Source organism: Cellulosimicrobium marinum (genome assembly GCF_020551945.1).
In the GTDB taxonomy this organism is placed as follows: domain Bacteria; phylum Actinomycetota; class Actinomycetes; order Actinomycetales; family Cellulomonadaceae; genus Cellulosimicrobium; species Cellulosimicrobium marinum.
Map to the genome: position 1 here is coordinate 36,418 of NZ_JAJBZH010000007.1, position 15,486 is coordinate 51,903.

General features: G+C 72.9%; 12 protein-coding genes. 10 read left to right on the forward strand and 2 right to left on the reverse strand.

Translation table 11 applies throughout. The features are described from left to right. The first annotated feature begins 3 nt into the window (after positions 1-3). The 7 genes from LGQ04_RS15085 to LGQ04_RS15115 all read left to right on the forward strand — a co-directional run bounded on the left by LGQ04_RS15085 (position 4) and on the right by LGQ04_RS15115 (position 8,934). On the forward strand, positions 4-1,866 hold the full coding sequence (locus LGQ04_RS15085; RefSeq protein ID WP_229244780.1) for a glycoside hydrolase family 13 protein: 1,863 nt from the start codon (positions 4-6) through the stop codon (positions 1,864-1,866). 120 nt (positions 1,867-1,986) lie between these two features. Continuing rightward, positions 1,987-2,961, forward strand: a complete 975-nt coding sequence (locus LGQ04_RS15090; RefSeq protein ID WP_229244781.1) for an ATP-binding cassette domain-containing protein — start codon at positions 1,987-1,989, stop codon at positions 2,959-2,961. Then, the gene (locus tag LGQ04_RS15095) at positions 2,958-3,968 is read left to right on the forward strand and encodes an ABC transporter permease subunit (protein ID WP_229244782.1); all 1,011 of its coding nucleotides are present in this window, start codon (positions 2,958-2,960) and stop codon (positions 3,966-3,968) included. Before LGQ04_RS15090 ends, LGQ04_RS15095 begins: the two co-directional genes overlap by 4 nt. Positions 3,969-4,413: 445 nt before the next feature. After that, complete coding sequence (locus LGQ04_RS15100; RefSeq protein WP_229244783.1) at positions 4,414-6,306, forward strand: acetolactate synthase large subunit; 1,893 nt, start codon at positions 4,414-4,416, stop codon at positions 6,304-6,306. A gap of 19 nt (positions 6,307-6,325) precedes the next feature. After that, positions 6,326-6,850: an acetolactate synthase small subunit gene (ilvN, locus tag LGQ04_RS15105; protein ID WP_229244784.1), complete on the forward strand. Its 525-nt coding sequence runs from the start codon at positions 6,326-6,328 to the stop codon at positions 6,848-6,850. A gap of 100 nt (positions 6,851-6,950) precedes the next feature. Beyond that, entirely contained in the window at positions 6,951-7,976 is a 1,026-nt protein-coding gene (gene ilvC / locus LGQ04_RS15110) for a ketol-acid reductoisomerase (RefSeq protein WP_229244785.1), read from the forward strand. A 394-nt stretch (positions 7,977-8,370) separates the two neighbouring features. Next, complete coding sequence (locus LGQ04_RS15115; protein WP_229244786.1) at positions 8,371-8,934, forward strand: ASCH domain-containing protein; 564 nt, start codon at positions 8,371-8,373, stop codon at positions 8,932-8,934. Positions 8,935-9,002: 68 nt separating this feature from the next. Here the strand turns inward: LGQ04_RS15115 and LGQ04_RS15120 are convergent, their stop codons facing one another. Next, complete coding sequence (locus tag LGQ04_RS15120; protein ID WP_229244787.1) at positions 9,003-10,223, reverse strand: ROK family transcriptional regulator; 1,221 nt, start codon at positions 10,221-10,223, stop codon at positions 9,003-9,005. A gap of 125 nt (positions 10,224-10,348) precedes the next feature. On the opposite strand from LGQ04_RS15120, the gene LGQ04_RS15125 reads away from it, so the two are divergent. After that, entirely contained in the window at positions 10,349-11,392 is a 1,044-nt protein-coding gene (locus LGQ04_RS15125; protein WP_229244788.1) for a 3-isopropylmalate dehydrogenase, read from the forward strand. A gap of 185 nt (positions 11,393-11,577) precedes the next feature. Next, on the forward strand, positions 11,578-12,714 hold the full coding sequence (locus tag LGQ04_RS15130; RefSeq protein ID WP_229244789.1) for a branched-chain amino acid aminotransferase: 1,137 nt from the start codon (positions 11,578-11,580) through the stop codon (positions 12,712-12,714). 79 nt (positions 12,715-12,793) lie between these two features. Here LGQ04_RS15130 and LGQ04_RS15135 read toward each other — a convergent pair whose 3' ends face one another. Continuing rightward, positions 12,794-13,390: a DUF6069 family protein gene (locus tag LGQ04_RS15135; protein ID WP_229244790.1), complete on the reverse strand. Its 597-nt coding sequence runs from the start codon at positions 13,388-13,390 to the stop codon at positions 12,794-12,796. A 346-nt stretch (positions 13,391-13,736) separates the two neighbouring features. On the opposite strand from LGQ04_RS15135, the gene cimA reads away from it, so the two are divergent. Then, the gene (cimA, locus tag LGQ04_RS15140) at positions 13,737-15,395 is read left to right on the forward strand and encodes a citramalate synthase (RefSeq protein ID WP_229244791.1); all 1,659 of its coding nucleotides are present in this window, start codon (positions 13,737-13,739) and stop codon (positions 15,393-15,395) included. Positions 15,396-15,486 lie beyond the last annotated feature (91 nt).

Here is a 15,486-nt window from a genome sequence, read left to right on the forward strand (position 1 = left end):
CCCATGGCGCACGGACCTGCGGACGGCACCGACGACGCACCCCGCGGCGGGTGGCCCGGGGCGTCCGGCCCGGGCGACGCGCCCTGGTGGACGCGCGCCGTCGTCTACCAGGTGTACCCGCGTTCGTTCCAGGACACGGACGGGGACGGCATCGGCGACCTCCCCGGCGTCGTGCGGCGCCTCGACCACCTGGAGCGGCTCGGGGTGGACGTCGTGTGGCTCTCGCCGGTGTACCGGTCGCCGCAGGCGGACAACGGATACGACATCAGCGACTACGAGGACGTCGACCCGCTGTTCGGCTCCCTCGCGGACCTGGACGCGCTGGTCGACGGGCTGCACGCGCGGGGGATGAAGCTCGTCATGGACCTCGTGGTCAACCACACGAGCGACGAGCACCCCTGGTTCGTCGACTCCCGCGCGACCGTTCAGAGCCTCCGGCGTGACTGGTACTGGTGGCGGCCCGCCCGGCCGGGCATGGAGCCCGGTGCCCCGGGGGCGGAGCCGACCAACTGGCGCTCGTTCTTCGGCGGCAGCGCGTGGCGGTTCGACGAGGCGTCAGGGGAGTACTACCTGCACCTGTTCGACCCGAAGCAGCCGGATCTCAACTGGGAGAACCCCGAGGTCCGCGAGGCCGTCTACGCGATGATGCGGCGCTGGCTCGACCGGGGCGTCGACGGGTTCCGCATGGACGTCATCAACCTGATCTCGAAGGACGTCGCCCCCGACGGGTCGCTGCCCGACGGCGAGGTGCACTGGGGGACCTACGGCGACGGGAGCCCGCACTACACGGACGGCCCGCGCGTCCACGAGCTCCTCGCCGAGATGCACCGCGAGGTGTTCGCGCCGTACCTCGCCCAGGGCCGACAGATCCTCACCGTCGGGGAGACGCCGGGCGTGACGGTGGCGCACGGGGTGCGGTACACCGACCCGGCGCACCCCGAGGTCGACATGGTGTTCCAGTTCGAGCACATGGGCATCGACCACGGCGCGACCCGGTACGACCCGGTCCCGTGGCGCCTGACCGACCTCAAGGCGACGCTCGGCCGCTGGCAGGCGGGCCTCGCGGACCGGGGGTGGAACGCGCTGTACTGGGACAACCACGACCAGCCGCGCGTCGTGTCCCGGTTCGGCGACGACTCGCCCGAGCACCGCGTCGCCTCCGCGAAGGCGCTCGCCCTGCTGCTGCACCTCCACCGCGGGACGCCGTACGTCTACCAGGGCGAGGAGCTCGGTATGACGAACGCGCCCTTCACGCGCGTCGAGCAGTACCAGGACGTCGAGTCCCTGGGGTACTTCCGCGAGCTCACGGGCCGGGCCGGGTGGCCCCGGCTGCGCACCGACGAGGAGATGCTCGCCGTCCTCGCGCACGCGAGCCGCGACCACGCGCGCACCCCTGTGCAGTGGGACGCGGGCGAGAACGCCGGCTTCACGACGGGCACGCCCTGGCTCGAGGTCAACCCGAACCATGCGGAGATCAACGCCGAGGCCGCGTGGGCCGACGAGACCTCGGTGCTGCACTTCTACCGGCGGCTGCACGCCCTGCGCCACGAGGAGGACGTGGTCGCGCTCGGCGACTTCCGCATGCTCCTGCCCGAGCACGAGTCCCTGTACGCCTTCACCCGGACGCTCGACCGGCCGTCGGCGGACGGCCGGAGCCTGGAGCGCGAGGAGCTGCTCGTGCTGGTCGTCGTGGGCGGCTCCGCGCAGACCGTCCCGCCCGACCTCGTCCGCGACTGGCGCGACGCGGAGGTGCTGCTCGGCACCCACCCGGTGCCCGACGGCGCGCGGCGGGCACGCGACGTCGGGCACCTCGACCCCTGGGAGGGTGTGGTGCTCCGCCGCCGAGAGATGATCCCGCGCGAGTAGCGCCCCGGTCATGCGCGCGTCGGGCACCGTCCCACGCGGCACCACGGATCCCCTATGCTCCGGTCAGCCGGTCGACGACGCCGGGTCGCCTGCGGCGGTGCCGCGGAGGGGAGCAGGGGAGTGCACAGCACGGGGGAGGCGCCCGCGGTCGAGACGCGGGGCCTGCGCAAGACGTACCGGAGCAGACGCGGGAGATCCGTCGGCGTCGAGGGGCTCGACCTCGTCGTCCCGGTGGGTGGCGTCCACGGGTTCCTCGGGCCCAACGGGTCCGGCAAGACGACGACGATCCGCATGCTCCTCGGCCTCGTCCGGCCCGACGCGGGCACCGCGCGGATCTTCGGCCACGAGGTCCCCCGGCACCTGCCGGACGTCGTGGGCCGGGTCGGCGCGATCGTCGAGTCGCCGAAGTTCTTCCCGGCGTTCTCCGCACGCCGCAACCTCGACCTCCTCGCGGGCGCGATCGGCGCCCCCGCCGGACGCGTGGGGGAGGTGCTGGCGGAGGTGGGCCTCGCCGAGCGGGCCGGAGACCGCTACCGGGGCTACTCGCTGGGCATGAAGCAGCGCCTCGCGATCGCGGCGACGCTGCTCAAGGACCCCGACCTGCTGATCTTCGACGAGCCCACCAACGGGCTCGACCCGGCAGGGATCCGCGAGATCCGCGACACCATGCGCACCCTGGCCGAGCGCGGCAAGACCGTGCTCGTGAGCAGCCACATCCTCGCCGAGGTGGAGCAGGTCGCGGACACCGTCTCGATCATCGCGCGCGGGCGGCTCATCGCGAGCGGCCGCGTCGACGACCTCATCGGCGCCGGCGCGCGCTCCGTGCGCGTCGGCGTCGCCGACCCCGCCCGGGCCGCGGCCGTCCTCCGCGACGGCGGCCTGACCGTCCGCGAGGACGGCCCCCACCTGCTCGTCGACGGTGTCCCCGACGCGTCGAGCATCACGCGCACGCTCGCCGGGCATGACCTGTGGGTGAGCGAGCTCGTCCCCGTCCAGCAGGGCCTGGAGGCGGTGTTCCTCGAGCTCACGGCCAAGGACGCGGCCGCCGGGTCGCGCCACGACCGCCGCACCCAGGTCGAGGAGGTGCCCGCATGAGCCGGCTCCTGAGGGTCGAGCTGCGCCGCCTGCGTGCCCGCCGGCTCGTGCGGTGGGCCGCACTCGTGACCGTCGCGGTCGCCGTGCTCACCGTCGTCGTCGCGTACGTGTCGAGCCTGCCGACGTCCGAGGCGGAGCTCGCGGAGTCGCGGACCTACTACGAGCAGGCGCGCGACGACTGGGAGCAGAACGGCGAGGAGTACGTCGCGCAGTGCGAGGAGGAGCAGGAGGTCGCGCAGGAGACCGACCCCACGGCGGACTACGGCTGCGACCAGATGACGGCCCCGAAGCCGGAGGACTTCACGACCCAGCCCCCGACGTTCGTCGGCGACGAGGGCGCGTGGCCGGTGCCCGGGCTCACGACCCTGGTCCAGCTCGCCCCGCTGCTCACGCTCTTCGCGCTCCTCGTCGGCGTCTCGTTCGTCACCGCGGAGATCTCCACCGGCGCGGTCGGGCTGTGGCTCACGTTCGAGCCGCGCCGCCGCCGCGTCTACTGGTCGAAGGCGCTCGCCGCGTCCCTCGGCGTCCTGCCCGTCGTGCTCGGCGCCTACGCCCTCATGGCGGGCGGCGCGGCCGGTGCGTACGCGCTCAACGGGCAGCTCGGTGACGTCACCGCGTCGACCTGGGCCGAGCTCGGCGCGGTCGGGGGACGGGTCGCCGTCGCCGCCGCGCTGGTCGCCGCGACCGGCGCCGCGCTGGGTGCGCTGCTCAAGCACGCCGCCGCGGCGCTCGGGCTCGCCGTCGGCTGGTTCGTCGTCGTCGAGAACGTCCTCGCCGTCTGGGCGCCCGAGGCGCAGCGGTGGCTGGTGCGGACCAACCTCACGGGCTGGGTCGAGGGCGGTACGTCGTACTGGGTCAACGAGTGCACGACCGACACGACCGGGTCGGTCTGCGAGACCGTCGAGCGCACCGTCTCGCAGACGCAGGGCGGACTCGTGCTGCTCGGGCTCACGGTCGTGCTGTCGTTGCTCGCCGTGCTCGTGTTCCGGCGCCGCGACGTGTCCTGACCTGCGGCGACGTCCGGCGACCGTGACCGTGCGCGGCGCCGGGCGTCGAGGCGCCCGTCCCACCCCGTGAGACGGGCGCCTCGACACGTGACATCCCCGAAACATGGGCGTACAGTCCCATGCCGTGCAGACGATTCTTCTCGTAGTACTTCCTGAGCGCGCGGCAGACGCCACGCTCTGAGGCTTCGTCCGCGCGCTCACCCCTCGTCCAGCCCGTATCCCGGGTTCGAGGGGTTTTTTGTTGCCACCACAACAGCACAGCACCGCCCGACCCGCGCGACCGGCCCACCCGGCCACCCGTGGACGCCGACCGCGAGACCCGCGGCCCCCGGCCACCGCACCCAGCGCGACAGCACGACCGCACGACCACGGTCGGCCCCGGAGCCGGCGGCGCGCCCCGCACGGGGCGCCCGCCGGACCGAGTCCACGACACGCAGGAGACACCATGGCCCAGGGACCCACCCCGGCACCCCCGCGAGCGGGGGCAGCGGCACAGTCCGCGACGCCGAAGCCCGCCCCGACGCCCGCGTCCGTCGCGCCCCGCGCCGACGCCCGCCGCGCGCAGGCCCGGCCGGTCCAGCCGGTCGGCGAGGAGATGAGCGGCGCGCAGTCGATCGTCCGGTCGCTCGAGGAGGCCGGCGCGGAGGTCGTCTTCGGCATCCCCGGCGGTGCGATCCTCCCCACGTACGACCCCCTCATGGACAGCACGCGCCTGCGGCACATCCTCGTGCGGCACGAGCAGGGCGGCGGCCACGCCGCGCAGGGGTACGCGCACGCCACCGGCAAGGTCGGCGTGACCATGGCGACCTCCGGCCCCGGTGCGACGAACCTCGTCACGCCCATCGCCGACGCCAACATGGACTCGATCCCGCTCGTCGCGATCACGGGCCAGGTCGGGGAGGCGCTGATCGGCACCGACGGCTTCCAGGAGGCCGACATCGTCGGCATCACGATGCCGATCACGAAGCACTCCTACCTCGTCACCGACCCCGACGACATCCCGCGGACGATCGCCGAGGCGTTCCACATCGCCTCGACCGGCCGCCCCGGCCCCGTGCTCGTCGACATCGCGAAGTCGGCCATGCAGGCCGGCACCACGTTCTCCTGGCCGCAGGACGTCCACCTGCCGGGCTACCACCCGGTGACGAAGCCGCACAGCAAGCAGATCCGCGAGGCCGCCCGGCTGCTCGCCTCCGCGCGCCGGCCCGTGCTCTACGTCGGCGGCGGTGTCGTCCGCGCGAACGCCTCGGCCGAGCTGCGGCGCCTCGTGGACCTGTCCGGCGCCCCGGTCGTCACGACGCTCATGGCGCGCGGCGCGGTGCCCGACACCCACCCGCAGAACCTCGGGATGCCCGGCATGCACGGCACCGTCCCCGCCGTCGCCGCGCTGCAGAAGGCCGACCTCATCGTCTCCCTCGGCGCCCGGTTCGACGATCGCGTCACCGGCAAGCTGTCGAGCTTCGCGCCCCACGCGCAGGTCGTGCACGCCGACATCGACCCCGCCGAGATCGGCAAGAACCGCGACGTGGACGTGCCCATCGTGGGCGACCTCAAGGAGGTCATCAGCGACCTCCTGCCCGAGCTCGAGCGCGAGCACGAGGCGAAGGGCAAGCCCGACGTCGCCGCGTGGTGGCACCAGATCGACGACTGGCGCGAGACCTACCCCCTCGGCTACACCGAGCCCGACGACGGGCACCTCGCCCCCCAGTACGTCATCTCGCGGCTCGGCGAGCTCGCCGGGCCCGAGGCCCTGTACGTCGCCGGCGTGGGGCAGCACCAGATGTGGGCCGCGCAGTTCATCCGCTACGAGCACCCGCGCACCTGGCTCAACTCCGGCGGGCTCGGCACCATGGGCTTCTCCATCCCCGCCGCCATGGGTGCCAAGGTCGGCCGCCCCGACGCCACCGTGTGGGCGATCGACGGCGACGGCTGCTTCCAGATGACCAACCAGGAGCTCGCGACCTGCACGATCAACGAGATCCCCATCAAGGTCGCGCTCATCAACAACAGCTCGCTCGGCATGGTCCGCCAGTGGCAGACCCTGTTCTACGACCAGCGCTACTCCAACACCGACCTGCACACCGGCCACGGCACCGCGCGCGTCCCCGACTTCGTCAAGCTCGCCGACGCCTACGGCTGCGAAGGCATCCGCGTCGAGTCCGCGGGCGACGTCGACGCCGCGATCAAGCGGGCCATGGAGATCGACGACCGCCCCGTCGTCGTCGACTTCAACGTCTCGCGCGACGCGATGGTGTGGCCCATGGTCGCCGCCGGCGTGAGCAACGACGACATCCAGTACGCGCGGGGAATCTCGCCCGCGTGGGACCGTGAAGACTGAGACCGGGAGCGAAGCCGCCATGTCCCGCCACACCCTCTCCGTGCTCGTCGAGAACAAGCCCGGCGTGCTCACGCGCGTCGCCGGCCTGTTCGCACGCCGCGCGTTCAACATCCACTCGCTCGCCGTGGGCCCCACGGAGCACGAGGAGATCTCCCGCATCACCGTCGTCGTCGACGTCGAGGAGCGACCGCTCGAGCAGGTGACGAAGCAGCTCAACAAGCTCGTCAACGTCATCAAGATCGTCGAGCTCGACAGCGCCGCGTCCGTGCAGCGCGAGCTCCTGCTCGTCAAGGTCCGGGCCGACGGCGCGAACCGCACCGGCGTGCTCGAGGTCGTCAACCTCTTCCGCGCCAAGGTCGTCGACGTCGTCCCCGACGCCGTGACGATCGAGGCCACCGGTACCGGCGAGAAGCTCGACGCCCTGCTCGGCGCGCTCGAACCCTACGGCGTCCGCGAGATCGTCAAGTCCGGCACCGTCGCCGTCGGCCGCGGCGCCCGGTCCATCACCGACCGAGCGCTGGAACGCGTCGTCCGCTCCGCCTGACCATCGCCTACCCTCGCCGCGGGACCCGTCAGGGCCCGGGCGCGGGGCAGGCACCACCACGCACACCCGTACCGCACACGAAGAACCGAGGAGATCCACCGTGGCTGAGCTGTTCTACGACGACGACGCCGACCTGTCCATCATCCAGAGCAAGAAGGTCGCCGTCGTCGGCTACGGGAGCCAGGGGCACGCTCACGCGATGAACCTGCGCGACTCCGGCGTCGAGGTCGTCATCGCGCTCAAGGAGGGCTCGTCGTCCATCGCCAAGGCGACCGACGAGGGCTTCGAGGTGAAGACCGTCGCCGAGGCCGCCGCCTGGGCCGACCTCATCATGATCCTCGCCCCCGACCAGCACCAGCGCGCGATCTACGCCGACTCCATCAAGCCGAACCTCGCCGCCGGCAAGACCCTGGCGTTCGCGCACGGGTTCAACATCCGCTTCGGCTACATCGAGGCGCCCGAGGGCGTCGACGTCGTCCTCGTCGCCCCCAAGGCCCCCGGCCACACCGTGCGCCGCGAGTTCGTCGCGGGCCGCGGCATCCCCGACATCATCGCCGTCGAGAAGGACGCCTCCGGCCAGGCCTGGGACGTCGCCCTCTCGTACGCCAAGGCCATCGGCGGCACCCGCGCCGGCGTCATCCGGACGACCTTCACCGAGGAGACCGAGACCGACCTCTTCGGCGAGCAGGCCGTGCTCTGCGGCGGTATGTCGCAGCTCGTCCAGTACGGGTTCGAGACCCTCACCGAGGCCGGCTACCAGCCCGAGATCGCCTACTTCGAGGTGCTGCACGAGCTCAAGCTCATCGTCGACCTCATGTGGGAGGGCGGCATCGCCAAGCAGCGCTGGTCGATCTCCGACACCGCCGAGTACGGCGACTACGTCTCCGGCCCCCGCGTCATCGACCCGAGCGTCAAGGCGAACATGCAGGAGGTCCTCGCCGACATCCGCTCCGGCGCGTTCGCGAAGCGCTTCATCGACGACCAGGACGCCGGTGCGCCCGAGTTCACCCAGCTGCGCGAGAAGGCCGCACAGCACCCCATCGAGAAGGTCGGCAAGGAGCTGCGCAGCCTGTTCGCGTGGAAGCAGCAGGACGCCGACTACACCGAGGGCAGCGCCGCACGCTGACGCAGGCAGGGCGACGCAGGAGCCCTTGCCGGAGTCGGCGGGAGGTGTTCTGCCCGACCATGAGCACCGAGGGCAGCGCCGCACGCTGACGCAGGCAGGGCGACGTAGGAGCCCTTGCCGGAGTCGGCGGGAGGTGTTCTGCCCGACCATGAGCACCGAGGGCAGCGCCGCACGCTGACCTGAGGTTCGTCGCTCACCTCGAGGAGGGGGCGGCGTCGCGCGCGATCGACCATCCGGCCTCGTGCCTCGGCCTCCCGCCAGGCCCGCCACGATCGCGCGCGACGCCGCCCCCTCCTCGTGCTGTCGGGTCGCCCCGTGTGGGTCGATCGCGCGACCTGGGCGGTGGGGGTGTCCGGATCGGGCGGATCGTCGGTTCGTGCGCGAGGATGGGCGCATGAGCACACCGACGGGGGACGCGATGGCCGGGGACGAGAGCATCGAGGCCGTGGACGGTGCCGTCCCCGGTGGGCAGGACGAGCTGGCGGCGGAGATCCTGGAGTTCTGGGAGGCGGCGCGACCGAGCGCGGGCCTGGGCAAGCTGGGTGTCGTCATCGGGACGGGTGTGGCGGAGAGCGTGCCGCCGCCCGCGTGGTCGTTCGGGGACAACCCGGCGCTGGCGGACTCGCTCCTGGAGGCGGTGCTGTCCGGTGCGAAGACGTCGACGTCGTCGTCGCTGTGGGAGTACGACGACCAGACCCCGGTGCCGGAGAAGGGTGAGCTGTCCATCCTGCTCGACGGCGAGGGGCACCCGCGGGCGCTGATCCGCACCACGGCGGTCGACATCGTCCCGTTCGGCGAGGTCGACGAGGCGTTCGCCGCGGCGGAGGGGGAGGACGACGGGTCGTTGGAGGCGTGGCGCGAGGGGCACCGTCGCTACTTCGAGCGCGTCCTCGACCGTGAGGTGGGCGAGGACATGCCGGTCGTCTGCGAGTGGTTCGAGCTGCGGTACCCCCGCTGACGAGGGGTGGGCAGCGGGGGCCGCGCCACGTTCGGCCGCCCGCTGCCCGCCGGGGCAGGTGAAGAGGACTACCCCGGGATCGTGGACGCGGCGTGCACCGCGTGGTCGGGCCGGCCGGCGGCGGCGAGGAGCAGGGCGCGCACGTCGTGCGCGACGACGGACCGCGCACCGCGCAGCACGGCGAGCTCGGGCACGGCGCTCGCGACGATCGTCCCCGTGGATTGGTCGGTCGCGGCCAGCGCCCGGGTCGTGGCCTCCGCCAGCGGGTCGCCGCCGACGACGCCGGTGGGGCCGCCGAGCACCATCGTGCCGGGTTCGAGGATCGCGACGACGGGCTGCAGGACGACCGCGACGCGGCGGGCCAGGTCCTCGACGAAGCGTTCGACGGCGGGCGAGCCGGCCTGGTCGGTGAGCGCTGCCACGGCGTCGGCGTAGGGGGAGTCGTCGTCGATCCCGTCGACGCCCGCGCGCACCGCGACGTCGACGACCCGCATCCCGCCGACGAGGTCCTGCGCGTTGACGGAGTCGTCGATGTCCTGCGCGGGCAGCGGGAGGTACCCGATCTCGCCCGCGCCGCCGGTGAGGCCGCGGTGGAGGGTGCCGTCGACCCACGAGCCCAGCCCGACGCCCTCGCCGAGCCACAGCAGCGTGAAGGTCTCGTCGGTACGGCCCGCGTCGCGCTCGGCGATCGCGGCGAGGTTGACGTCGTTCTCGACGCGCACGGTGATCCCGAGCTCGTGCTCGAGGTGGGCGCGCAGCCCCTGCCGGGGCCACCCGGGCAGCTCGCCGACGAGCGCGAGGTCGCCGCTGCGGGGTTCGGCGGCGGCCTGCACACCGAGCACCGCGGTCACGACCCGGTCCGTGGGGATGCCGGCGTCCGCGCAGGCCTCGGTCCACGCCGCTCGGACGTCGCCCTCCGCGGTGCGGTCCGGCCCCGACGTCACGACGCTCTCGCCGAGCGTGCGGCCGAGCACGTCGACGACGCTCGCGCGCACGCCCCAGGGCAGCACGTCGAGCGCGAGCCCGACGAGCACGTCGGTCCGTGCCGCGTACATGACGGCCTGGGGGCCGCGTGCGCCCTGGACGGTCCCCGTGGACTCGATGAGGCCGGACTGGTCGAGCCGTGCGACGATCTGGGACGACGTGGGCCGGGAGACGCCGACGAGGTCGCCGATCTGCGACCGGGTCATGGGGCCGTGGTCGAGCAGGAGCTCGAGCGCGGCACGGTCGTTGATCGTGCGGAGCAGGCCGGGGGTGCCCGGCGTGCGGGGGGTCGGGGGCGCGGTCATCGCGGGTTCTTTCGACGCGGTTTAATAAAGTTTCCTAATAGTGCACTGTCGATGGCTCCGGCGCAAGGTCGTCCGGTGCGTGAGACCCGCGTCCCGAGGAGTGGCGCGCGGCGTAGTCTCCTCGCATGACGCGCACCCTTGATCTGGCAGTCGTCGCGGGCGACGGCATCGGCACCGAGGTCGTCGAGCAGGGTCTCGCCGTGCTCGAGGCGGTCGTGGCCGGTTCCGACGTCACGATCACGACGACGCCGTTCGACCTCGGTGCGCGTCGCTGGCACGCGACGGGCGAGACGCTGACGGACGCCGACCTCGACGCGATCCGCGGGCACGACGCGATCCTCCTCGGCGCGATCGGCGACCCGACGGTCCCGTCGGGCGTCCTGGAGCGCGGGCTGCTGCTCAAGCTCCGCTTCGCGCTCGACCACTACGTGAACCTGCGCCCCGGCAAGCTCTACCCGGGCGTGACGTCCCCGCTGGCCGACCCGGGCGAGATCGACTTCGTCGTGGTGCGCGAGGGGACCGAGGGCCCGTACGTCGGCAACGGCGGCGCGCTGCGGACCGGCACCCCGCACGAGATCGCGACCGAGGTGTCGGTGAACACGGCGTTCGGCGTGGAGCGTGTCGTGCGCGACGCCTTCGCCCGCGCGCAGGCGCGTCCGCGCAAGCACCTCACGCTCGTGCACAAGCACAACGTCCTCGTCCACGCGGGCCACCTGTGGCGTCGCACCGTCGAGGCGGTCAACGCCGAGTTCCCCGACGTGACGACGGACTACCTGCACGTCGACGCCGCGACGATCTTCCTCACGACGAACCCGTCGCGCTTCGACGTCATCGTCACGGACAACCTCTTCGGCGACATCCTCACCGACCAGGCCGCGGCGATCACCGGCGGCATCGGTCTCGCGGCGTCGGCCAACATCAACCCGGACCGCACCGCGCCCTCGATGTTCGAGCCGGTCCACGGGTCCGCTCCCGACATCGCGGGCCAGGGCAAGGCCGACCCGACGGCCACGGTCCTGTCGGTCGCCCTGCTGCTCGACCACCTCGGGCTCGCCGACGAGGCGCGCCGCGTCGAGGCGGCCGTGGCAGCGGACCTCGTCGAGCGTGGCGGCCGAGTACGGTCGACGGCCGAGGTGGGTCGCGAGCTCGCCGCTCGCGCCGCCGGCTGAGCCTCGCCGCTGCCTTCCCGCACCGGCGACCCCGGTCGCAACGCCTCGGTCGTCCTCACCCCGGACCGGAACCCCTCCCGTTCTGACCCGGTGACGCCGTCGCGACGTCGTGCTGCCCGCACCGGGCGGCGGCTCGTGGAAAACTAGGCGGAGACCACCCGGGTCACCAGGTGAAAGGCCTCATGATGAGCACCCCGCTTGCAGCGCAGCACCAGCCGACCTCCTCGACGGAGGATCTCATCGCCCTCTTCGACGTCCGTCGCTCCGACGCGCCCCTCCCGGCGCACGAGCGCGAGGCCGCGATCGAGGCGCCGAAGTTCGGCACGGTCTTCACGGACCACATGGCCCGGATCAGCTGGAACTCCACCGACGGCTGGGTCGACCGCCGGATCGAGAGGTACGGCCCGCTCCAGCTCGACCCGGCGACCGCCGTCCTGCACTATGCGCAGGAGATCTTCGAGGGCATGAAGGCGTACCGGCACGCCGACGGCTCCGTGTGGACGTTCCGGCCGGAGGCCAACGCGGCCCGGTTCGCGCGCTCCGCGCACCGCCTCGCCCTCCCGGCCCTCTCGGTCGACGACTTCATCGGGTCGATCACCGCTCTCGTGCGGACCGACGTCGAGTGGGTGCCCTCCGGCGAGGAGGCGAGCCTCTACCTGCGCCCGTTCATGTACGCGTCCGAGGCGTTCCTCGGGGTGCGCCCGTCGCTCGAGGCGGAGTACCTCGTCATCGCCTCGCCCGTGGGGCCGTACTTCGCGGGCGGGGTCAAGCCCGTGTCGATCTGGGTCGACCGTGAGTACAGCCGCGCCGGCGCAGGGGGCACCGGCGACGCGAAGTGCGGCGGCAACTACGCCTCGAGCCTCCTGCCGCAGGTCGTCGCGCAGCAGAACGGCTGCGAGCAGGTGTGCTTCCTCGACTCGGGCACCCGGACGTTCCTCGAGGAGCTCGGCGGCATGAACGTGTTCGCGGTGCGCGCCGACGGCTCGGTCGAGACGCCCGAGCTCACCGGGTCGATCCTCGAGGGCGTCACGCGCTCGTCGATCATCCAGCTCCTCACGGACCGCGGGCACGAGGTCGTCGAGCGGCGCATCCCGCTGACCGACCTCCTCGACGGCATCCGCGACGGCTCCGTCACCGAGGTCTTCGCCTGCGGCACGGCCGCGGTCATCACGCCCATCGGACGGCTCGCCGGCTCCGACTTCGACGTCACCATCGGGGGCGGCGAGGCGGGACAGCTCACCATGGCGGTCCGCACCGAGCTCACCGACATCCAGACCGGCCGCTCGGCCGACCGGCACGGGTGGCTGCGCCGCCTCGCCTGATCACACCACGCGCCCGCCCGTGCCCGACGCCGCGGCGCACCTCCGCACGAAGGTGCGCCGCGGCGTCGGGCACCGGCTCTCACAGCGCCGGACGGCGGACGATCGTGCGGCCCGCGACGCCCGCGAGCAGCGACCACACGGCGATCCCGATGAGCAGGTTGATGAGGCCCGAGAGCGCGGCCGCGGTCACGTCGCTCGACCACGCGAACGGCAGCACGGCGATCACCACGATGACGAGCGCCATGATCCAGCCGAAGAACGCGCGCGGACGGGGCGTGCTGAGGATCAGCAGGTGCAGCAGCCCCGCGGCGAGCAGCGCGAGGATCGCACCGTCGATCGCCCAGGCCGACTGCTGGGACCCCGTGCCGAAGACGTCCGGCGGCGGGACGAGGTCCACCGCGAAGATCCGCTCGAACACCAGCACACCGATCAGCCCGATCAGAGCCGCCACGAGCGCGGTCGCCGCCGCACCCGCCCAGAAGCGGCCCGCCTCGACCGTGAGGCGCGGGTCCGCGGGGCTCACCGACCGTTGCGGCTCGGGGAAGTCCGCCCGCGGCGCACCCCCCGGCGGGACGGCCGGCGGCTGCCCCGGCGGGACACCGCCCGCGGGCGGCTGGCCGTAGCGGCGCGTCGGAGGGTCCTGCGGGTCGTACCCGCCGGTCGTCGGGTCGCTCATGGTCACTCCTGGGTTGGTCCGGCACTCCGGTCCCGTCCGCTGGGGCACGCGCGAGCCTGCCCAGAGGATGGACGCTCCTGTCCATCCTGTCGGAAGGTGTGGCACCATGTGCGCTGTGACACACCTCGCCTCCCAGCTCATTATCGAGTAGCGCGCCCGGACCACCCCCGGACGCGCAGACCTCCCGCACCCTCGGGGGGTCTTTTTGTTGCCAGGCGCCACCCCCGCCCGGCAGCCCGGACGCCGGGCCCTCCGCCTCACGAGGGCACGACCCGGCATCCCGGGAGCGACACCAGAGGGCCTCGCGGCCCACCGCACCACCCGACGACCGGCAGGAAGAAGCACCATGACCTCGGTGACGACCCCCGTGACCAGCCCACGCAGCCCGCGGGTCTTCCACGTCTACGACACGACGCTGCGCGACGGCGCGCAGCAGGAGGGCATCAACCTCTCCGTCGCGGACAAGCTCGCCATCGCCCCGCTCCTCGACGAGCTCGGCGTCGGCTTCATCGAGGGCGGCTGGCCCGGTGCCGTGCCCAAGGACACCGAGTTCTTCCGCCGTGCCGCGAAGGAGCTCGACCTGCGTCACGCCGTGCTCGCCGCGTTCGGCGCCACCCGCAAGGCCGGGCTGCGCGCGTGGGACGACCCCCAGGTGCGCGCCCTCGTCGACTCCGAGGCCCCCGTCGTCACCCTCGTCGCGAAGAGCGACGTGCGCCACGTCGAACGCGCCCTGCGGACCACCCCCGACGAAGGCCTCGCGATGATCCGCGACACCGTCACGTTCCTCGTCGGGGAGGGGCGACGCGTCGTCGTCGACGCCGAGCACTTCTTCGACGGCTACCGCCACGACCCCGCGTTCACGCGCGCCGCCGTCCAGGTCGCGTTCGAGGCCGGCGCCGAGGTCGTCGCGCTCTGCGACACCAACGGCGGCATGCTTCCCGCCTGGGTCGGCGACGTCGTCACCGAGCTGCGCGGCACCCTCGGGATCGGGCACGGCGACGACGCCCTGCCCGGCGACCCCCTGCTCGGCATGCACGCCCACAACGACTCCGGCTGCGCCGTCGGCAACACCCTCGCGGCCGTCGAGGCCGGCGCCGCCCACGTGCAGGGCACCGTCAACGGGTACGGCGAACGCACCGGGAACGTCGACCTCCTCACCGTCGTCGCCAACCTCGAGCTCAAGCACGGCCTGCGCACCCTCGCCGGCGCCGGGCTCGAGGAGGCCACCCGCATCGCGCACGCCGTCTCCGAGATCACCAACATCTCCCCGTACGCCCGCCAGCCCTACGTCGGCGCCAGCGCGTTCGCGCACAAGGCCGGCATCCACGCCAGCGCCATCAAGGTCGACCCCGACCTCTACCAGCACATCGACCCGACAGCCGTCGGGAACGACATCCGCATGCTCGTCTCCGACATGGCCGGACGCGCGTCCATCGAGCTCAAGGGCCGCGAGCTCGGGTTCGACCTCACCGGGCAGGGCGAGCTGCTCACCCGTGTCACGAACCGGGTCAAGGGCGACGAGGCCAACGGCTACACGTACGAGGCCGCCGACGCGTCGTTCGAGCTCCTCCTCCGCGAGGAGATCACCGGCGAACGCCCCGGGTACTTCCGCGTCGAGAGCTGGCGCACCATCGTCGAGCGCGCCGGCGGCCGCGGTACCGAGGCGCGCGCGGAAGCCACCGTCAAGCTCCACGCCCGCGGCGAGCGCATCGTCACCACCGGCGAGGGCAACGGGCCCGTCAACGCCCTCGACCACGCCCTGCGCCTCGCCCTGACACGCGTGTACCCCGAGATCGAGGCCTTCGAGCTCATCGACTTCAAGGTCCGCATCCTCGACACCGAGCAGGGCACCGACGCCATCACGCGCGTGCTCATCGAGACGACCGACGGATCCACGTCGTGGTCGACCGTCGGCGTCGGTCCGAACCTCATCGAGGCGGCGTGGGAGGCGCTCACCGACTCCTCGATCTACGGCCTGATCCACGCGGGGGTCGACCCGCGCTGAGTCTCGGGTCTCGGGTCGGTCGCGGGTGTTGGTTCGCTGGTGTCGGTTAGCGGGGGGGGGGGGGGGGGGGGGGGGGGGGGGGGGGGGGGGG